This window comes from Streptomyces sp. NPDC060035 (assembly GCF_042736635.1).
Lineage (GTDB): Bacteria > Actinomycetota > Actinomycetes > Streptomycetales > Streptomycetaceae > Streptomyces.
Genome location: NZ_JBHWVO010000008.1, coordinates 66,336 through 84,790 on the forward strand (window position 1 = coordinate 66,336; position 18,455 = coordinate 84,790).

Annotated in this window: 17 protein-coding genes and 1 tRNA gene; 12 read left to right on the plus strand and 6 right to left on the minus strand. The window is 69.1% G+C overall.

Annotated elements, in window-relative coordinates:
• The first annotated feature begins 127 nt into the window (after positions 1-127).
• Complete coding sequence (locus ACFWBQ_RS14945; RefSeq protein WP_385487900.1) at positions 128-553, plus strand: peptidase inhibitor family I36 protein; 426 nt, start codon at positions 128-130, stop codon at positions 551-553.
• A 63-nt stretch (positions 554-616) separates the two neighbouring features.
• Here the strand turns inward: ACFWBQ_RS14945 and aceE are convergent, their stop codons facing one another.
• A complete protein-coding gene (gene aceE / locus ACFWBQ_RS14950) occupies positions 617-3,349 on the minus strand; it encodes a pyruvate dehydrogenase (acetyl-transferring), homodimeric type (RefSeq protein WP_385487902.1) in 2,733 nt (910 codons plus the stop codon).
• 482 nt (positions 3,350-3,831) lie between these two features.
• Between aceE and ACFWBQ_RS14955 the strand changes: the two genes are divergently transcribed.
• The 6 genes from ACFWBQ_RS14955 (at position 3,832) to ACFWBQ_RS14980 (ending at position 8,415) form a co-directional block, all read left to right on the plus strand.
• Positions 3,832-4,272, plus strand: coding sequence for a DUF3052 domain-containing protein (locus ACFWBQ_RS14955; RefSeq protein WP_329211418.1), 441 nt, complete (start codon positions 3,832-3,834; stop codon positions 4,270-4,272).
• A 164-nt stretch (positions 4,273-4,436) separates the two neighbouring features.
• A complete protein-coding gene (locus tag ACFWBQ_RS14960; protein ID WP_385487904.1) occupies positions 4,437-4,895 on the plus strand; it encodes a peroxiredoxin in 459 nt (152 codons plus the stop codon).
• 139 nt (positions 4,896-5,034) lie between these two features.
• Positions 5,035-5,610 carry a TerD family protein gene (locus ACFWBQ_RS14965; RefSeq protein ID WP_385487906.1) on the plus strand — a complete coding sequence of 192 codons (576 nt, stop codon included), beginning with the start codon at positions 5,035-5,037 and terminating at the stop codon, positions 5,608-5,610.
• 127 nt (positions 5,611-5,737) lie between these two features.
• Complete coding sequence (locus ACFWBQ_RS14970) at positions 5,738-6,313, plus strand: TerD family protein (protein WP_385487908.1); 576 nt, start codon at positions 5,738-5,740, stop codon at positions 6,311-6,313.
• A gap of 70 nt (positions 6,314-6,383) precedes the next feature.
• Entirely contained in the window at positions 6,384-7,532 is a 1,149-nt protein-coding gene (locus ACFWBQ_RS14975; RefSeq protein ID WP_385487910.1) for a DUF475 domain-containing protein, read from the plus strand.
• A gap of 148 nt (positions 7,533-7,680) precedes the next feature.
• Complete coding sequence (locus ACFWBQ_RS14980) at positions 7,681-8,415, plus strand: Tellurium resistance (protein ID WP_385487912.1); 735 nt, start codon at positions 7,681-7,683, stop codon at positions 8,413-8,415.
• Positions 8,416-8,448: 33 nt separating this feature from the next.
• On the opposite strand, the gene ACFWBQ_RS14985 is transcribed toward ACFWBQ_RS14980, so the two are convergent.
• Positions 8,449-9,312 carry a TerD family protein gene (locus ACFWBQ_RS14985; RefSeq protein WP_385487914.1) on the minus strand — a complete coding sequence of 288 codons (864 nt, stop codon included), beginning with the start codon at positions 9,310-9,312 and terminating at the stop codon, positions 8,449-8,451.
• Between the two features lie 211 nt (positions 9,313-9,523).
• Between ACFWBQ_RS14985 and ACFWBQ_RS14990 the strand changes: the two genes are divergently transcribed.
• Genes ACFWBQ_RS14990 through ACFWBQ_RS15005 form a run of 4 tightly spaced genes read left to right on the plus strand, consistent with a single transcriptional unit; the run spans position 9,524 to position 14,732 of the window.
• The gene (locus ACFWBQ_RS14990) at positions 9,524-10,684 is read left to right on the plus strand and encodes an HpcH/HpaI aldolase/citrate lyase family protein (RefSeq protein ID WP_385487916.1); all 1,161 of its coding nucleotides are present in this window, start codon (positions 9,524-9,526) and stop codon (positions 10,682-10,684) included.
• An 8-nt stretch (positions 10,685-10,692) separates the two neighbouring features.
• Entirely contained in the window at positions 10,693-13,188 is a 2,496-nt protein-coding gene (locus ACFWBQ_RS14995) for a phosphoribosyltransferase (protein ID WP_385487918.1), read from the plus strand.
• A 17-nt stretch (positions 13,189-13,205) separates the two neighbouring features.
• A complete protein-coding gene (locus ACFWBQ_RS15000) occupies positions 13,206-14,012 on the plus strand; it encodes an HAD family hydrolase (RefSeq protein ID WP_385488551.1) in 807 nt (268 codons plus the stop codon).
• A gap of 60 nt (positions 14,013-14,072) precedes the next feature.
• Positions 14,073-14,732 carry an O-methyltransferase gene (locus ACFWBQ_RS15005; RefSeq protein ID WP_385487920.1) on the plus strand — a complete coding sequence of 220 codons (660 nt, stop codon included), beginning with the start codon at positions 14,073-14,075 and terminating at the stop codon, positions 14,730-14,732.
• Between the two features lie 71 nt (positions 14,733-14,803).
• Here ACFWBQ_RS15005 and ACFWBQ_RS15010 read toward each other — a convergent pair whose 3' ends face one another.
• The 4 genes from ACFWBQ_RS15010 to ACFWBQ_RS15025 all read right to left on the minus strand — a co-directional run bounded on the left by ACFWBQ_RS15010 (position 14,804) and on the right by ACFWBQ_RS15025 (position 18,134).
• Positions 14,804-15,028, minus strand: coding sequence for a zinc ribbon domain-containing protein (locus ACFWBQ_RS15010; RefSeq protein WP_385487922.1), 225 nt, complete (start codon positions 15,026-15,028; stop codon positions 14,804-14,806).
• Between the two features lie 9 nt (positions 15,029-15,037).
• Complete coding sequence (locus ACFWBQ_RS15015) at positions 15,038-15,607, minus strand: DUF4383 domain-containing protein (RefSeq protein ID WP_385487924.1); 570 nt, start codon at positions 15,605-15,607, stop codon at positions 15,038-15,040.
• Between the two features lie 300 nt (positions 15,608-15,907).
• Positions 15,908-17,275: a hypothetical protein gene (locus tag ACFWBQ_RS15020; RefSeq protein ID WP_385487926.1), complete on the minus strand. Its 1,368-nt coding sequence runs from the start codon at positions 17,273-17,275 to the stop codon at positions 15,908-15,910.
• Between the two features lie 73 nt (positions 17,276-17,348).
• On the minus strand, positions 17,349-18,134 hold the full coding sequence (locus tag ACFWBQ_RS15025) for a DUF4097 family beta strand repeat-containing protein (RefSeq protein WP_385487929.1): 786 nt from the start codon (positions 18,132-18,134) through the stop codon (positions 17,349-17,351).
• A 197-nt stretch (positions 18,135-18,331) separates the two neighbouring features.
• Between ACFWBQ_RS15025 and ACFWBQ_RS15030 the strand changes: the two genes are divergently transcribed.
• A tRNA-Val gene (locus tag ACFWBQ_RS15030) sits at positions 18,332-18,406 on the plus strand.
• The last annotated feature ends 49 nt before the right edge of the window (positions 18,407-18,455 follow it).

Consider the following 18,455-nt stretch of genomic DNA (forward strand, 5'->3'; position numbering starts at 1 on the left):
GGTTCCGGCGGGGCTGTCGCCTATCAGGGTGATCCGTGGCCCCGGCCCTTCCCGGTGCGCTGCCCCGCAGGTCAGAGTGCGGACATCGAGTCGTTCCGGCTCGCTCGACCACGGGGGTTGATCCACCATGCGCACGACCGTTCTCGCCGCCACCCTGGCGGCCACCGCACTCGTCCCGGCCACGGCCCTGGCCGGCACCGCACCCGCCGCCCACCACGGGCCCACCGACCAGGGGCGCTCACGGAGCGCTCCGCAGCCCGCACCGGCGGGGCTCGCACCGTGCGGGGCGGGACAGCTCTGTCTCTGGTCGAAACCCGACTTCACCGGGGCCAGGCAGACCCATGAACTGTCCACCGTCGACATCGAGAGCTGCGTCCCGCTGCCGGCCGCCGGCCGCGCCCAGGCACTCGTCAACCGCACCGGGCGCCCCGTCACCACCTACCAGTCGGCCGAGTGCGCGGAGACCGGCGAATTCGAGACCTACCCGGGCGGCGGCACCTGGGTGCCCCGCTCCCCGTACACGGTGAGGGCCTTCAAGATCTGGGAGAGCTGAGCGAACGCCGAAGGGCGGCGGGACCGTGAGGTCCCACCGCCCTTCATCCGCTGTTCCGCGCCGTTACGCGTCGCCGCCGGCGGGACCCGGGTCGGCCGCGGCCACATCCAGGAGCGCGTACCGGTCGACCGCCGTCTTCAGCGCCGAACGGTCGATCCTGCCCTCCTTCGCCAGCTCCGTGAGCACCGCCAGCACGATCGACTGCGCGTCGATGTGGAAGAAGCGGCGGGCCGCCCCACGGGTGTCGGCGAAACCGAAGCCGTCGGCGCCCAGCGACTGGTACGCACCGGGTACCCAGCGCGAGATCTGGTCGGGCACCGAACGCATCCAGTCCGAGACCGCCACGAACGGACCCTCGGAGCCGGAGAGCTTCCGCGTCACGTACGGGACGCGCTGCTCCTCCTCCGGGTGGAGCAGGTTGTACCGCTCCACGTCCACGGCCTCACGGCGCAGCTCGTTCCAGGAGGTCGCCGACCAGACGTCCGCCTTCACGTTCCACTCGTCGGCGAGGATCTGCTGCGCCTCGACCGCCCACGGGACCGCCACACCGGACGCCATGATCTGGGCCGGGATCTGGCCCCTGTCGCCGCTCCGGTAGCGGTACACGCCCTTGAGGATGCCGTCGACGTCCACGTCGGCGGGCTCGGCAGGGTGCTGGATCGGCTCGTTGTACACGGTGAGGTAGTAGAAGACATCCTCACTGTTCTCGCCGTACATCCTGCGCAGACCGTCCTTGACGATGTGCGCGATCTCGTACCCGAACGCAGGGTCGTACGCGACACAGCCCGGGTTCGTCGAGGCGAGCAGCTGCGAGTGTCCGTCCGCGTGCTGGAGACCCTCACCGGTCAGCGTCGTCCGGCCGGCGGTCGCACCCAGCACGAAGCCGCGCGCGAGCTGGTCGGCCATCTGCCAGAACTGGTCACCGGTCCGCTGGAAACCGAACATCGAGTAGAAGACGTACACCGGGATCAGCGGCTCGCCGTGCGTGGCGTACGCAGAACCGGCGGCGATGAGCGAGGCCGTGCAGCCCGCCTCGGAGATGCCGTCGTGCAGCATCTGGCCGGTCGGCGACTCCTTGTACGCGAGGAGCAGATCGCGGTCCACCGCCTCGTACTGCTGACCCAGCGGGTTGTAGATCTTCGCACTCGGGAAGAAGGCATCCATGCCGAAGGTGCGGTACTCGTCGGGTGCGATCAGCACGAAACGCTTGCCGATCTCCTTGTCCCGCATGAGGTCCTTCAGGACGCGGACGAACGCCATGGTGGTGGCGATCGACTGCTGACCCGAACCCTTCTTCGCAGTCGCGTAGGCCTTGTCGTCCGGCAGCTGGAGCGGCTTGGCACGCACCACGCGGGTCGGGACATAGCCGCCCAGGCCCTGGCGGCGGTCGTGCATGTACTGGATCTCTTCGGATTCGCGGCCCGGGTGGTAGTACGGCGGGTGGCCGTCGTCCAGCTGCTTGTCCGTGATCGGGATGTGCAGCCGGTCGCGGAAGCGCTTGAGGTCCTCGACCGTGAGCTTCTTCATCTGGTGGGTCGCGTTGCGGCCCTCGAAGTTCGGTCCGAGCGTCCAGCCCTTGACCGTCTGCGCGAGGATCACGGTCGGCTGGCCCTTGTGGGCCTTGGCCGCCGCGTACGCCGCGTAGACCTTCCGGTGGTCGTGGCCGCCACGCCCCAGGTGCAGGATCTGGTGGTCGGACATGTCCTTGACCATGTCGCGCAGCCGCGGGTCGTCGCCGAAGAAGTGGTCACGGATGTACGCGCCGGTCTCGGTGGCGTACGTCTGGAACTGGCCGTCCGGCGTGGTGTTCAGCTTGTTGACCAGGATGCCCGTGCGGTCCTGCGCGAGCAGCGGGTCCCAGGTGCGGTCCCAGACCAGCTTGATGACGTTCCAGCCGGCACCGCGGAACTGCGACTCGAGCTCCTGGATGATCTTCCCGTTGCCGCGGACCGGGCCGTCGAGGCGCTGCAGGTTGCAGTTGACCACGAAGGTGAGGTTGTCCAGACCCTCGCGGGCGGCGATGGAGAGCTGGCCGAGCGACTCCGGCTCGTCCATCTCGCCGTCACCCAGGTAGGCCCACACATGCGACTTGGAGGTGTCGGCGATGCCGCGCGCCTCCATGTAGCGGTTCATCCGGGCCTGGTAGATCGCGCCGAGCGGACCGAGGCCCATCGAGACGGTCGGGAACTCCCAGAAGTCCGGCATCAGCCGCGGGTGCGGGTAGCTGGACAGTCCGTGCGGCGCCTTCGACTTCTCCTGGCGGAAGGCGTCGAGCTGCGTCTCGCTCAGCCGGTCGAGGAGGAAGGCGCGGGCGTAGATACCCGGGGAGGCGTGTCCCTGGAAGAAGATCTGGTCGCCGCCGTCTCCCCGGTCCTTGCCGCGGAAGAAGTGGTTGAAGCCCACGTCGTAGAGCGAGGCGGAGGAGGCGAAGGTGGCGATGTGGCCGCCGACACCGATCCCGGGGCGCTGGGCGCGGGAGACCATCACCGCGGCGTTCCACCGGGTCGCGTTGAGGACCTTGCGCTCGATCTCCTCGTCGCCGGGGAAGAACGGCTCGTCCTTCGTGGCGATCGTGTTCACGTAGTCCGTGCTGCGCATCTCCGGCACGGCGACGCGCTTCTCGCGCGCGCGCTCGATGAGCCGGAGCATCAGGTAGCGGGCCCGCTCACGGCCCCGCTCGTCGACGGCGGCGTCGAGGGAGTCGAGCCATTCCTGGGTCTCTTCGGGATCGAAGTCCGGGACCTGGCTCGGAAGGCCGCCAATGATGATCGGGTTGCGATCGGATCCGGAAGCCACGCTGTTCCTTCGCTGTTCGGTGGTGCTCTTCGGGGCCTGGTTGCGGGGGAACGTACCCCCGGGGCGTCTGATGTACGCCGACTCCATCGTGTACCGCGAGGACGTAAACGTCATCTCTACTGTGGAGTAACACAGGGTTCCCGGACGTCGCGTCCGGGCACGAGTATCGGCACCACGTGGGCGCCCCGGCCCAAACCGCAACCATACGCCCAACCCGGCCATCTGTTCCCAAAGGCTGTTCGACTCCGAATGGCGGACCGAAACGGCATAAGCTGAGTAAGGACGTAAAGGGTTCGGACACCATCGTCGGCCCCGCAGGAGACATGCCGGAAGTTGCGGCGACGTGGCAGGGAACGTCACCGTTTAGGCGGTCTCGGACGCCGGGTACTTGCGCGATTCGCCGAGCCCGTGTGGACTACGGCCAACGCCCCGCGCACGCGCGTGGCTGAAGCATTTTCCGAAACATGATCAGGAGGCAACCCGTGAGCGCGACCGCGGACCACGCGGAGGAACGGACCAACACGGCCGCAAGGCTTGGGTTCGAGCCCGGACAAGTGGTCCAGGAGATCGGCTACGACGACGACGTCGAGCAGGAGCTCCGTGAGGGCATTGAGGCCACAATCGGCCAGGAACTCGTCGACGAGGACTACGACGACGTCGCTGACGTCGTCCTGCTCTGGTTCCGCGACGAGGACGGCGACCTTACGGACGCGCTGGTGGATGCCATTGGTCTGATCGAGGACGGTGGGGCGGTCTGGCTGCTGACGCCCAAGACCGGCCGCGACGGATACGTCGAGCCGAGCGACATCAACGAGGCTGCCCAGACAGCTGGTCTCGCCCAGACCAAGAGCATCAGCGCGGGCAAGGACTGGACGGGCAGCCGTCTGGTCACCCCCAAGGGGGCCAAGGCCAAGCAGCGCTGAGCGTTCTTTCCAACACCGAGGCCCCCGACGGCACTGCGCCGCCGGGGGCCTTCGTACGCGCCCGTCCGGGCCTGCGCGGGTCCGGACGGAGCCCTGCGTAGGGTGGGAGTCACCCGGACGGACCAGTCCGGGGCAGTGGTGACGTTGCGAAGGGATTGCGTTTCATGGCGATCGAGATCGGCACGCCGGCTCCGGATTTCGAACTCAAGGACAACCACGGACGGACCGTGAAGCTCTCCGACTTCCGCGGTGAGAAGAGTGTGGTCCTCCTCTTCTATCCGTTCGCGTTCACCGGGGTCTGCACGGGCGAGCTCTGTGCGCTCCGTGACGAGCTGCCGAAGTTCGAGAACGACGACGTCCAGCTGCTCGCCGTCTCCAACGACTCGATCCACACCCTGCGTGTCTTCGCCGAGCAGGAGGGGCTCGAGTACCCGCTGCTCTCCGACTTCTGGCCGCACGGGGCGACATCCCGGGCGTACGGCGTCTTCGACGAGGAGAAGGGCTGCGCGGTGCGCGGCACCTTCATCATCGACAAGGAGGGCGTGGTCCGCTGGACCGTGGTCAACGGCCTTCCCGACGCCCGTGACCTGAAGGACTACATCAAGGCGCTCGACTCGCTCTGATGCCGGATCTCCTGGCGGCGCCCGGCCAAAAGCCTGTTTTGGCCGGGAACCGGTCACTAGGATCCAATCGTTGATCCGATGCCAACGCACGACGGGGGCGCTGGTGTCTGCCGGCCCTCTCAACACTTTTGGAGGACTCGTGGGAGTCAGCCTCAGCAAGGGCGGCAACGTCTCGCTGACCAAGGCCGCGCCGAACCTGACCGCGGTCATCGTCGGTCTGGGTTGGGATGCCCGTACCACCACCGGTGGGGACTTCGACCTCGACGCCAGCGCTCTGCTGACGAACACCGAGGGCAAGGTCGCCAACGACGGGAATTTCGTCTTCTTCAACAACCTCAAGAGCCCCGACGGCTCGGTCGAGCACACCGGTGACAACCTCACCGGTGAGGGCGAGGGCGACGACGAGGTCATCAAGGTGAACCTCGCCGGTGTCCCGGCCGACGTCGACAAGATCGTCTTCCCGGTCTCCATCTACGAGGCCGAGAGCCGCCAGCAGAGCTTCGGCCAGGTGCGCAACGCGTACATCCGCGTGGTCAACCAGGCGGACAACAGCGAGCTCGCACGCTACGACCTGAGCGAGGACGCCTCGACGGAGACCGCCATGGTCTTCGGCGAGCTCTACCGCAACGGCGCGGAGTGGAAGTTCCGTGCCATCGGCCAGGGGTATGCCTCGGGTCTGCGCGGTATCGCGCAGGACTTCGGCGTCAACGTCTGAGCCGACTCGGCTCCACCACGTCCGGCGCCGCACGATGTGCGGCGCCGGACGCGCTCGACAGAGCGCCGCGCCCGTCCCGCGGGCGCGTGCGCTCGAAGACCGTCCATCGACTCGGGGAGGACACAGCATGGGCGTCACGCTCGCCAAGGGAGGCAATGTCTCCCTCTCCAAGGCCGCACCCGATCTCACCCAGGTGCTGGTCGGGCTCGGCTGGGACGCACGATCCACGACCGGAGCCGACTTCGACCTCGACGCCAGCGCGCTGCTGTGCCAGTCGGGCCGGGTGCTCGGTGACGAATGGTTCGTGTTCTACAACAACCTCACCAGCCCCGACGGCTCCGTCGAGCACACCGGCGACAACCTCACGGGTGAGGGCGAGGGCGACGACGAGTCGGTCATCGTGAACCTCACCCAGGTGCCGGCCCACTGCGACAAGATTCTTTTCCCGGTCTCGATCCATGAAGCCGACAATCGCGGGCAGACTTTCGGGCAGGTCAGCAATGCCTTCATCCGCGTGGTGAACCAGGCGGACGGTCAGGAGCTGGCGCGCTACGACCTCACCGAGGACGCCTCGACGGAGACCGCGATGATCTTCGGTGAGCTCTACCGATACGGCGGGGAGTGGAAATTCCGTGCAGTGGGGCAGGGGTACGCGTCGGGGCTGCGAGGCATCGCTCTAGACTTCGGGGTCAACGTTTCGTAAAGCCGCGCACGGCGCGGGGGAGCCCCGTACTCATCGGGGGAGACCCGTTACATAAATGATGGGGTAGCCAGTGGTCCTGAAAACCTTCGGCTGGTCGTTCGCGGTCACCGCGCTCGGCCTGGTCGCAGCGGTGATCTACGGGGGGTGGCAGGCCTTCGGAATCGTCGCGATCCTGTCGGTCCTCGAGATCTCGCTGTCCTTCGACAACGCGGTGATCAACGCCGGAATCCTGAAGAAGATGAGTGCCTTCTGGCAGAAGATCTTCCTCACCGTCGGTGTGCTCATCGCCGTCTTCGGCATGCGGCTGGTCTTCCCCGTCGTGATCGTCGCCATCAGCGCCCAGCTCGGGCCCATCGAGGCCATTGATCTTTCCTTCAATGATCCCGACAGGTACAAGGAACTGGTGACGGACGCGCATCCGTCCATTGCCGCCTTCGGTGGCATGTTCCTGTTGATGATCTTCCTCGACTTCATTTTCGAGGACCGGGACATCCAGTGGCTGCGCTGGATCGAGCGTCCGCTCGCCAAGCTCGGCAAGGTCGACATGCTGTCGGTCTGCGTCGCGCTGATCGTCCTGATGATCTCCGCCATGACGTTCGCGACCCACGCACACCAGCACGGTGGCGGGCACGCCGACAAGGCGGAGACGGTCATGCTCGCCGGCATCGCCGGTCTGATCACCTACCTGGTCGTCGGCGGTCTCTCCGGATACTTCGAGAACAAGCTCGAGGAGGAGGAGGAGCGCGAGCACGAGGCCGAGGAAGAGGCCAGGAAGGCCGGTAAGCCGGTCGCCGCGGTCGTCCTCGCCGGCAAGGCCGCGTTCTTCATGTTCCTCTACCTCGAGGTGCTCGACGCGTCCTTCTCGTTCGACGGTGTCATCGGCGCCTTCGCCATCACCAACGAGATCGTCCTGATGGCGCTCGGCCTCGGTATCGGTGCCATGTACGTCCGTTCGCTCACCGTCTACCTGGTCCGCCAGGGCACGCTGGACGACTACGTCTACCTGGAGCACGGCGCGCACTACGCGATCGGCGCGCTGTCCGTCATCCTGCTCGTCACCATCCAGTACGAGATCAACGAGATCATCACCGGTCTCGTCGGCGTCGTCCTGATCGGTTGGTCCTTCTGGTCCTCGGTGCGGCGCAACAAGGCGATCGAAGCAGCCGACGGCGACGGCGGCGGCTCGGATTCCAAGGCGGAAGTCTCCTCCGGGGTGTGACCCGGTAGGGATTGAGGAACGCTCTCTCTGCGGGGCGGCCCACGGCGGCGGGTCTCCGGGAACACCCGGACCCTGCCCGGTGGCCGCCCCGCAGTGACGTGCGGGGCGTGTGCGGGGTCGGGCTCTACCGATACATGTGGGGGTTGGGATGGCCTTCTGGGACAGCCTGTGGCCGGGGCGAGAAAATCAGTTCGAGTCGGGCAGCTCCGCGACGAACTCCATCGTGCTCTCCAGACGGCACGCCACGGTCTCGCTGAACAAGCAGGGCGCCCTGTCGGGGAATCTGCGCGTCAACCTCTCCTGGCGGATGCGTACCTCGGACATCGAGGGCAGGTCGCGGCAGAGCGGCAGGCTGCTCCGTCCGCTGAAGCTCTTCACTCCCGATGTGGTCCAGGCCCACACCCAGGGTGTGGTCAACGTCGACCTGGACCTGGGCTGCATGTACGAGCTGACGGACGGCACCAAGGGTGTGGTGCAGCCGCTGGGCAATCTGATCGGCGATCTGAACGCCCCGCCCTACATCCGGCTCAGCGGCGACGACCGCTTCGGCGCACCGTCGGGCGAGACGGTCTACGTGAACCTCGACAAGCGGGCCGAGATCAAACGCCTGCTGTTCTTCGTCTACATCTACGACCAGACCCCGGCCTTCGACCGTACGCACGCCAAGGTGACGCTCTATCCGGGCAACGGCCCGCGGATCGAGATCGAGCTGGACGAACGGGCCCCGCAGGCCCGCTCCTGCGCCGTGTTCACGGTGGAGAACGTCAAGGGTGAGCTGATCGTGCGCCGCGAGGTGAAGTTCGTGTACGGCTTCCAGTCGGAGCTGGACCGGCTGTACGGCTTCGGCATGCAGTGGGGACGCGGCTACAAGACGCGGGCCTGAGTGGCCGCCGTGGAGGGCGACCGCACTGCCGGCTCAGGGACGGATGAACTGTGGGCCCTGCGGGGGAAGCGTGAACCCCGGATCGGGAGCGTGCGCCGCCGTGGCTGCGGGCTGCGGGTAACCGTAGGCGGGCGGCGCGGAGGCAGGCTGCGGGTAACCGTAGGCCGGCGGTGCGGAGGCGGGCTGCGGGTAGCCGTAGGCCGCCTGGGAGGGCTGCGCAGCAGCGGGCGGCGGGTACCCGTACGCCGGCTGCTGGTGCTGGACCGTGGCCTGCGCGTCGGGGCCGGGCGCGGGTGGGGTGGGTTCGGGTACGGGCGGGGTGGGGTCCGGCTCCGCGGCTGCCTCTGCCTCATCGACGGAGATCCCGAACGCGGTGGCCAGTCCGACCAGGCCCGTCGGGTACCCCTGGCCCACCGCACGGAACTTCCAGCCGTCGCCGCGCCGGTAGAACTCGCCGCAGATGATGGCGGTTTCCTCGCCGGTCTCGGCTCGCACATCGAAGACGGCGAGCGGATCGCCGTCCGCGGACGCGGAGTCGTACAGCGATATCCGCAGGTCCCGGACCTGTTCGAAGGCCGCCTCGTCGCAGGACGCCGCGATGACCACCTGGTCCACGGACGGGTCGAGCGCGGAGAGATCCGCCTCGATGGTGTCGGTCAGTCCTCCGGCGGCACTGCGCTTGGGCAGCCGTCGCACCAGGCCCGAGGGATGCCGGGGCTGGTTGTAGAAGACGAAGTCCTCGTCCGAACGCACACGGCCCGAGGCGCCGAGCAGCAGGGCGGAGGCGTCCACGTCCGGAACCCCCGCGCCCGGGGTCCAGCGCAGCACAGCCCGTACGGCCATGGCGTCGAGAGGGACGTTCGAGCCCTTGAGCATCGCGTGCGTCATGCCGGTCATCCTGCCTGCTGGTGGGCCTCCCGGACAACGTGGGGGTCCGAACGCGCGGGCGGGAGAGTGCCAGGAAGCGGCGTGGGGACGCGCCGCGAAGAGTGTGAGAAATGGCCGGGTTACCCGAAGTTCATACTCTTGGGGAACTGTGGACACCCGTCCGAACGTACTATTACCGGCCATACGTCGTCCGGCCTGTCAGGCAGTACGGGGGAATCACATGCGTCATTTCGGGCACATCTCGCCCACTGCCCGAGAGGGCCTGTTCTTCCGGGAGCCGTGCGAATTCGACGCCGGCTCCTCCGCCCGCATGCTGTCGGCGGCCCTGGGCGCCACCCTCTACAGCCCGGCGACCCGGCCGCGACTGGCCGAGGACGTGATCAAGCAGGCCGGACGCGGTGTCGTCTCGATGGTGCTCTGCCTGGAGGATTCGATCGACGACGCCGAAGTTGTCGGCGCCGAGGCGAATCTGGTCCGGCAGTTCGCCGATCTTGATTCACGGGGCGCCGAACTGCCGCTGCTCTTCATCAGGGTCCGTGAGCCGGAACAGATTTCCGACCTCGTGGAGCGCCTCGGCACCTCGGTCCGATTGTTGTCCGGATTTGTACTTCCGAAATTCACGGAGGAGCGGGGAGAGCTGTTCCTGGAGGCCCTCACCGCGGCCGAATCCGCCAGTGGGTACCGGCTGTTCGCGATGCCGGTCCTCGAATCGCCCGAGCTGCTGCACCTGGAGACCAGGGGCGACACCCTCCGCGGAATCGCCCGCACCATCGACAAGTACCGGGACCGGGTCCTCGCGCTGCGCCTCGGCGTCACCGACTTCTGCTCCGCGTACGGTCTGCGCCGGGCCCCCGACATGACGGCGTACGACGTCCAGATCGTCGGCGCCGTCATCGGTGACGTCGTCAATGTGCTGGGCCGGGCCGACGGCACGGGCTTCACCATCACCGGGCCGGTGTGGGAGTACTTCCGCCTCCAGGAGCGCATGTTCAAGCCCCAGCTGCGCCGCAGCCCCTTCATGGGGCGCGCCGAGGAGCTGCGCACCGCCCTCATCGAGCACGACCTCGACGGACTGCTGCGCGAGATCGAGCTCGACCGGGCCAACGGACTGCTCGGCAAGACCTGTATCCACCCGTCCCACGTGCTGCCGGTGCACGCCCTGTCGGTCGTCAGCCACGAGGAATTCAGCGACGCGCAGGACATCCTGCGGCCGGAGCGGGGCGGCGGCGGGGTGCTGCGCTCGGCGTACACGAACAAGATGAACGAAGTGAAGCCGCACCGCGCCTGGGCCGAGCGCACTCTGCAGCGGGCCGAGGTCTTCGGAGTGGCCAAGGAGGACGTCGGCTTCGTCGAGTTCCTGGCCGCGGGTCTGGCGGACTGAGCGCGGTCATGGGCGAGCACGTACCGGGAGAAGAGGCAGTTGACGTGAAGTGGTCGGGTGACTGGGTCGCAGAGCGGCTCGGGGTCGAGCTCGTCGGCGACGGGGAGCTCCGGGAGCTGCTGGGCCTCGCCCTGCGCCGCAACCCGAAGCGGGCCCATCTGCTCGTGTCGAACGTGCTGGGCAAGCACGTGCCGCAGCAGCCGTCGGTGGTGTACGGGGCAGGGTTCGAGCTCGGTGAACGGGTGCGGGACCTGCTGGGTGAGGCGGAGGCAGCTCGCGCCGTCGTCCTCGGGTACGCGGAAACGGCGACCGGCCTCGGCCACGCGGTCGCGGACGGCCTCGGGGTGGCCACGTACCTCCACTCGACCCGCCGCCCCGTCGCGGGCGTCGCACAGGCGGGCGGCTTCGAGGAATCGCACTCGCACGCCACGTCCCATCTGCTGCTCCCCGAGGACCCGGCCCTGCTGACGGGCGCGACGGCCGAGGACTCCCCGGGCGCACCGCTGGTCCTGGTCGACGACGAGTTCTCCACCGGCAACACCGTGCTCAACACCATCCGCGACCTCCATGTGCGCTACCCCCGGGAGCGGTACGTCGTCGTGGCCCTCGTGGACATGCGGTCCGAGGCGGACCAGGGGCGGCTCGCCGAATTCGCCGAGGAGATCGGCGCCCGCGTCGACCTGGTCGCCCGCGCCCGCGGCACCGTGCGACTGCCCGACGGTGTCCTTCAGAAGGGCCGGGACCTGGTGGCGGCCCACGAGGAGGCTCCGCCCGCGGCCCCGGACAGCGCCGCCCTGCGGGGCCCGCGCCCCGCCCCCGTACGGGTCGGGCTGGACTGGCCGGCCGGAGTCCCCGACGGCGGACGCCACGGCTTCACCCCCGCGCACCGTGCCGCCCTGGAGGCCGCCCTGCCGGACATGGCCGCCCGGATCGCCGACGCGCTGGGCGGCGCCCGCAAAGTGCTCGTCCTCGGTTTCGAGGAGCTGATGTACGCGCCGCTGAGACTGGGCACCGCCCTGGAGGACGCCACCACCGCCGACGTGCGGTACTCCACCACCACCCGCTCGCCCGTGCTCGCCGTCGACGACCCCGGCTACGCGATTCGCACCCGCCTGGTCTTCCCGGCCCACGACTACCCCGCAGACGGGCCCGGCGACCGGTATGCGTACAACGTCGCGGGAGCCGGCTTCGACGCCGTCCTGGCCGTGGTCGACTCCGCCGCCGACACCGCGGCACTGCACGCCCCCGACGGGCTGCTCGCCGTGCTCGCCGCGCACACGGACCAGGTCCTGCTCGCGGTCCTCCCCTCGTACATCCCGGCGCCCGCCCCCTTGCCCGCCCTCGAAAGGCAGGAAGCCTCCATGCTGCCCGAACCCCTGCGGGGCCCCGCCTTCTCCTCCTACGCGGCGGACGACGTCGGCTGGCTGCTCCAGGACCTCTCGGACACCGTGCTGGAGGCACCCACGGAGGAACGCGAGGAGGCGATACAGAGCGGTGGCGCGCACTACGCCGAATCGCTGCCGGTCGAGTACCAGCCCACCCCGCAGTACCAGGAGCTGTTCAAGGCGGCCCTGGACACCTCGGCCGCCCGTATCGCCCGGGCAGTCGGAACGGTCACCGAGACGGTTCTCGCCGAACGCGGTCCCCGCCCCGTACTGGTCTCGCTCGCCCGCGCCGGCACCCCCGTCGGCGTCCTCATGCGCCGCTGGGCCCAGCACCGGCACGGGCTCGACCTGCCGCACTACGCCGTCTCCATCGTCCGGGGCCGCGGTATCGACGCCAACGCCCTGCGCTGGCTGGCCGCCCACCACGACCCGGCGGATGTCGTCTTCGTCGACGGCTGGACGGGCAAGGGTGCCATCACCCGCGAACTTGCCGCCGCCCTGGCGGAGTTCGACGGATTCAACCCGGAGATCGCGGTACTGGCCGACCCGGGTGGCTGCGTCGGGACGTACGGAACGCGCGAGGACTTCCTCATCCCGTCCGCCTGCCTCAACTCCACGGTCTCCGGACTCATCTCCCGTACGGTCCTGCGCTCCGACCTCGTCGGCCCCCACGACTTCCACGGAGCGAAGTTCTACCGGGAACTGGCCGACTCCGATGTGTCCGCCTTCTTCCTCGACACGGTCGCCGCCCGCTTCGACGAGGTCGCCGAAGCCGTGGACGCCGACGCCAAGGAGATGCTCGCCGCGGACCGCGCCCCCACCTGGGAGGGCTGGGCCGCCGTCGAACGGATCAGCGAGGAGTACGGCATCCACGACGTGAACCTCGTCAAGCCGGGCGTCGGCGAGACGACCCGGGTGCTGCTGCGCCGTGTGCCGTGGAAGATCCTCGCCAAGCGTGGCGCCGGCAGCGACCTCGACCACGTACGGCTGCTCGCCGAACAGCGCGGCGTCCCCGTCGAGGAGGTCGGTGAGCTCCCGTACACCTGCGTCGGACTGATCCACCCGAAGTTCACCCGCGGCGCGACGGGCGCGGACGGCAAGGCGGTGGCGGGACAGTGAGCGCGCCCGTGACGCTGGTGGCCAGCGACCTCGACCGCACCCTCATCTACTCGGCAGCGGCGCTCCAGCTGTCCATGCCGGACGCGGAGGCCCCACGGCTGCTCTGCGTCGAGGTCTACGAACACAAACCGCTCTCCTACATGACGGAGAAGGCTGCCGCCCTGCTCGACGAGCTGGCCCGCACCACGGTCTTCGTACCGAGCACCACCCGGACCCGTGAGCAGTACGGACGTATCCACCTTCCCGGCCCCGCACCCCGGTACGCCATATGCGCCAACGGCGGACACATCCTGGTCGACGGAGTCTCCGACCCGGACTGGCAGAGGCAGGTGGCCGGCCGGCTCGCCGACGAATGCGCCACGCTCGCCGAGGTCCGCGCGCACCTCATCGCCACGGCCGATCCCGCCTGGCTGCTCAAGGAACGGGTCGCCGAGGACGTCTTCGCGTATCTCGTGGTCGAACGCTCGCTCCTCCCCGAGGGCTGGGTGAAGGAGCTGGCGGCCTGGGCGGACCCCCGCGGCTGGACGGTCTCCCTGCAGGGGCGCAAGATCTACGCCGTCCCCAAGCCGCTCACCAAGAGCGCCGCGATGAACGAGGTCGCCCGCCGCTGCGGCGCCACGACGACGCTCGCCGCCGGTGACTCCCTCCTCGACGCCGATCTGCTGCTCGCCGCCGACCACGCCTGGCGCCCGGGGCACGGCGAACTCGCGGACAGCGGCTGGGGGGCTCCGAACGTCCAGGTGCTGCGGGAGCGGGGCGTTGCCGCGGGCGAGCAGATCCTGAGCCGGTTCCTGCATGCGTCCGGCCCGCGGGCGGGTCGCTGAGCGTACGGGCAGGATCTTCGGCAGGCTGGGACAGGCCGGCCGCTACGAGGGAGATGCGCCATGTCCAAGGGGAACGAAACCAAGATCACCGACGAGCTGTACGCGTACGTGCTGGCGCACAACCCGCCCCTCGACGCGGTGCAGCGCGAGCTCGTGGTGACCACATACGCCCAGCTCCCCGACCACGCCGGTATGCAGTCGTCGCAGGAGCAGGGCCCGCTGCTCGCCTTCCTCGTCAGACTGACGGGCGCCAGGCACATTGTCGAGGTCGGCACCTTCACCGGCTTCTCGGCGCTGTCGATGGCCCAGGCGCTGCCCGCGGACGGACTGCTGATCGCCTGCGACATCTCGGAGGAGTGGACCGCGTACGGGCGTGAGGCCTGGCAGAAGGCGGGCGTCGCCGACCGGATCGATCTGCGGATCGCGCCCGCACTGGACACCCTGCGTGCAATGCCGTCCGAGCCGCACATCGATTTCGCCTACCTGGACGCGGACAAGGGCAACTACATCCCGTACTGGGAGGAACTGGTCCCGCGGATGCGTCCCGGCGGGCTCATCGTCACGGACAACGTGCTCTTCCACGGCGGTGTCACCGATCCACGGGCTACCGGGGCGGCCGCGGCGATCAAGGAATTCAACGACCATGTGGCCGTCGACCTCCGCATGGAGAGCGTCCTGCTGACCGTGGCGGACGGGCTGACGCTCTCGCGCAGGGTGTAGCGGAACCCGCACCTGTCGGTCCTGCCGCCCTGCCGTTTCCCCTGATCAGCCGTGCTGCGGCCGCCGTCGGATCAACCGCAGCAGCCGCCCCCGCAGCAGCCACTGCCGCCGCCCGACGGCGCGGGAGCGGAGCCGGCAGCGGCCGCCGAGGAACCGCCGACAGCCACGGTGGAGAGCAGCTTCACGGTGTCCTCGTGCCCTGCTGGACAGGAGGCGGGAGCGGAGGACTCGGCCATGGGACGGCTGACTTCGAACGTCTCGCCGCAAGGGCGGCAACGGAACTCGTAACGAGGCATGGCCCCAGATTAGGGCCTTTCCCTCGTGACCTCCGGCATCGGGGCACGACGGCGGCGCTCCTCGAGCGTGACCTGCTCGGGGTGACGGGCCCGCCAGTACGGATTGTCGTGCGGCAGACCGCCGCTGACCCTCCCGTACATGCCGAACATCATCAGCAGCAGCCCTATGGCGAAGCTGAACAGCACGTTCTGCATCTGGAAGGCGAGGAAGTTGAGGCCCGTGTCCAGCAGCGCCAGATTCACGAATCCGCTGAGGATGAAGGCGATGCCCAGGAACATGTTCAGGGTGGAGGCGAAGTTTCCGCCGATCACCATCCCGACGAAGAGCAGCATCCCGACACAGATGGACAGCACACTGAGCGCCCCGTTGGTGTTGAGGCCGGCCACCGTGTCGCCGCCGGTGTCGAAGAAGCCGATCCGGTCGATCAGTCCCAGAATGCCGAAGGCGAGGAGGAACAGCCCGGCCAGTCCGGCCCCCACCCGGTAGACCTGGCTGAGCCGGTGGTCCACCGGCAGATGCTCGTCGAGCCGGGTGGCCTTGCGGCGTCGGCCCGTGGGATGCAGGACATGAGTGGCCATGACGGCCTCCTTCGGCCCGTGCGGCCAGCGAACACTCCAGCAGGACCGCTGCGTACCTCCAGGATCGGCCCACCTGCCGCCATGGACAAATCGGACCGGCGGCGGGGCCGCCGGACGGGTCGCGGGTCCGGACACGCCCGACGAAGGGACGCGGCCCCTCAGCAGGCGCCACGGCCGTGGGTCACGGGGCCGCGGGCATCCGGAGCCGTGGGCCGCGGGCATGGCAGCTGTGGGTCGCGGGCTCTCGGGCGCCGCAGCCGTGGGTCGCGGGCGCCGCAGCTGTGGGTCGCGTGGGGGCCCTCAGGCGCCGCTGCCGCGCTCCTCACGGATCGCGGAGACCACCCGGGCCGTCGTCTGCCGCACGGTTTCCATCTCGGTCAGGAAGTGCCAGTAGTCGGGGTGACGTCCCTCGAGCCCGGCGACGGCCCGCTCGAGCCGGGCCACGGCATCGTCCAGCGGACGGGCATGGAGCGGATCGGGGGTGTGGCGTCCGGCCATCGCGAGGCGCTGCGCGTCCCGGATCGCGAACCGGGTCCGATCGATCTCCACCTGCGGATCCTTGGCCACGGCGTCCAGACGCTGCAGCCGGTCACCGGCGGCGGACACCGCCTCGTCGGTCGCGTTGAGCAGGGCCCGTACCGTACTCAGCCGGGCGGTCGCATCGGCCCAGCTCTGCGCGTCGCGAGCCGCAGCGGCCTCCGCCAGCTTCTCCTCCGCCTGCCGGATGTTCACCGCGGCCTGGTCGGGCACGGGCTGCAGGTCCTGCCAGCAGGCGGCCGAAAAGCGGCGCCGCAGCTCGCTGAGCACCGGCTCGACCTGCCCGGCGCGCGTCGTCAGGGCCTGGGCCCGGGTGCGCAGCGACACGAGCCTGTGGTCGATCTCGGCAGCCCGCTCCGGAAGCCGGTCCGCCTCCGCCCGCACCGCCTCGGCATCGCGCAGCACCTGGTCGGCGCGCTGAAGCGTCTCGGCCACGCCGTGCCTGCCGGCGCCCTGGTTCAGCTTGGTCAGCTCCGGGGCGAGAGCCGCCAGCCGTGCCGCGAGATCGTCGGCCCGCAGGCCGGACGCCCGTACGGCGTCGAGCGCGTTACTCGCACCGAGGAGCGCCTGACGGGCACGCTCCACGGCGGGAGCGAGCCGGGCGAGCTGCGTCTCCGCGCTGCCGAGCAGAGAGCCGAGTCCGTTGGCGAAGCGGTCGAGCTCTCCCTTCACCCGTACAAGGTCGTCCTTGGCCCGCGTCAGCTGTGTCCTGGCACCGGCAGCGGCGGAGGGCTCGAGATCGTCGCGGTCGAGGTCGTGGGCGTCGACCGCGGTGATGTACGCGTGGCTGACCTCGTCGATTCGTCTGCCCAGAGCGGTGAAGTCCTCCGCCGCCTTGCGGGCACGCTGCGAACTGTCGACCGCGGTGATCGTCTCGATGGAGATCTGCAGATCCCGCTGGGCGGTGTCCAGATCGAGGAACGCGGCAGCGGCCGCGTCCTTCGCCGCCTGGGCGTCGGCCCTCTGGTTCTCACCCCGCCCGCCGAACCAGCGCCGCGTACCCCCGCCCGCGAAGGTGGCCGGCAGCGCGGCGGCGATCAGAGGCACCGGCAGCAGCATCAGCACCAGGACGTCCTTGACGGCGGAACTTCCACTCGCTTTCGCCTGCGGCCGCGCGTGTGTCGCCGTCACATCCCTCTCCCGTGCCGATTCGCCCTGTCCCCGGTACATTCTCCCACCCGGTAAGGACGAACACACGGGTCGGTTAGTTCGCGCTTCGGACAGTGACTTCACCGTTGTCGCTGCGCGCCTTCACCACATGCGGGCTGTTGTCGCTGCGCGGTACGTCCACGGAGACGTCCCCGTTGTCGGCCTCGGCGGTCACGGCGTACGGTCCGTCGCCCTTCGGGAGGTCGATGGTGATGCCCCCGTTGTCACTGACCGTGTCCACCAGGTCCGGTACACCGGTGACCCCGAGCCGGATCGACCCGTTGTCCGAACGGGCGACCACCGACGAACCGGAGAACTCCTCGGCCACGACAGACCCGTTGTCGCTCTTCAGCTGGAGCGGCCCGCTCGAGTCGCGTACGAGGATCCCGCCGTTGTCGGAGTCGAGCACGAGCCGGGTGTCGAACCCGGACGCGGTGACCTTGCCGTTGTCCGCGTTCACGCTCAGCGCCACTCCGCGGGGCACCTCGACCCGGTGGTGCGAGGTGCAGTCACTGATCAACGCATCGCACTTCACCTTCAGCGTCAGCTTGTCGCCCTCCAGCTTCCAGGAGGCGTCCGGACCGTTGCCCAGCACGACCCACCCGTCGACGCGTCGGGTCACCTCGACCTGCTTCCCATCGGCGGGCACGAGATCCAGCGAGGAGTTCCCGGCGTCGATGGTGAGGGTCTTCCCGCTGAAGGCGAACGACTTGTGCTCGGCCGGGGCGCCCTCCACGTCCGTACTGCCACAGCCGCTGAGGGCCACGACGAGAAGAGCGGTTCCACCGGCGGCCGCGATGAGCGTCCCGGTACGTGAGTGGGTGCGGGTACGGAAGGTCATGGCGATCGATTCCCCCTGAGAGCGCTGCCGGTCTGCCCCCACCGTATGTACGGCGCACCCCGCGAACGATCCGGACGGCTACCGTCTCCGGGGTGGGGTTACCCCCCGCATGCCACCCCGCCGACTCCCGGACGGCCCGGCAGGTAACCGGATTGCCGGACGGGGGCGTGAGCCATGTAATCTGTTGCCTCATCCACGGGTGCGTAGCTCAGGGGTAGAGCGCTGCTCTTACAAAGCAGATGTCGGCGGTTCGAAACCGTCCGCGCCCACCAGCAGTAAGCACGACGAAGGCCCAGGTCACCGGTACTGAACCGGGAGCCT

Bases quoted from the DNA above. Each gene is read 5' to 3' on its own strand.
- ACFWBQ_RS14980 (WP_385487912.1), top strand. From the start codon at position 7,681: ATGGCCTTCTGGGACAGCCTGTGGCCGGGGCGAGAAAATCAGTTCGAG.
- ACFWBQ_RS15010 (WP_385487922.1), bottom strand. From the start codon at position 15,028: ATGCCTCGTTACGAGTTCCGTTGCCGCCCTTGCGGCGAGACGTTCGAA.
- ACFWBQ_RS14945 (WP_385487900.1), top strand. From the start codon at position 128: ATGCGCACGACCGTTCTCGCCGCCACCCTGGCGGCCACCGCACTCGTC.
- ACFWBQ_RS15005 (WP_385487920.1), top strand. From the start codon at position 14,073: ATGTCCAAGGGGAACGAAACCAAGATCACCGACGAGCTGTACGCGTAC.
- ACFWBQ_RS15025 (WP_385487929.1), bottom strand. From the start codon at position 18,134: ATGACCTTCCGTACCCGCACCCACTCACGTACCGGGACGCTCATCGCG.
- ACFWBQ_RS14995 (WP_385487918.1), top strand. From the start codon at position 10,693: ATGGGCGAGCACGTACCGGGAGAAGAGGCAGTTGACGTGAAGTGGTCG.
- ACFWBQ_RS14970 (WP_385487908.1), top strand. From the start codon at position 5,738: ATGGGCGTCACGCTCGCCAAGGGAGGCAATGTCTCCCTCTCCAAGGCC.
- ACFWBQ_RS15015 (WP_385487924.1), bottom strand. From the start codon at position 15,607: ATGGCCACTCATGTCCTGCATCCCACGGGCCGACGCCGCAAGGCCACC.
- ACFWBQ_RS14985 (WP_385487914.1), bottom strand. From the start codon at position 9,312: ATGACCGGCATGACGCACGCGATGCTCAAGGGCTCGAACGTCCCTCTC.
- ACFWBQ_RS14990 (WP_385487916.1), top strand. From the start codon at position 9,524: ATGCGTCATTTCGGGCACATCTCGCCCACTGCCCGAGAGGGCCTGTTC.
- ACFWBQ_RS14960 (WP_385487904.1), top strand. From the start codon at position 4,437: ATGGCGATCGAGATCGGCACGCCGGCTCCGGATTTCGAACTCAAGGAC.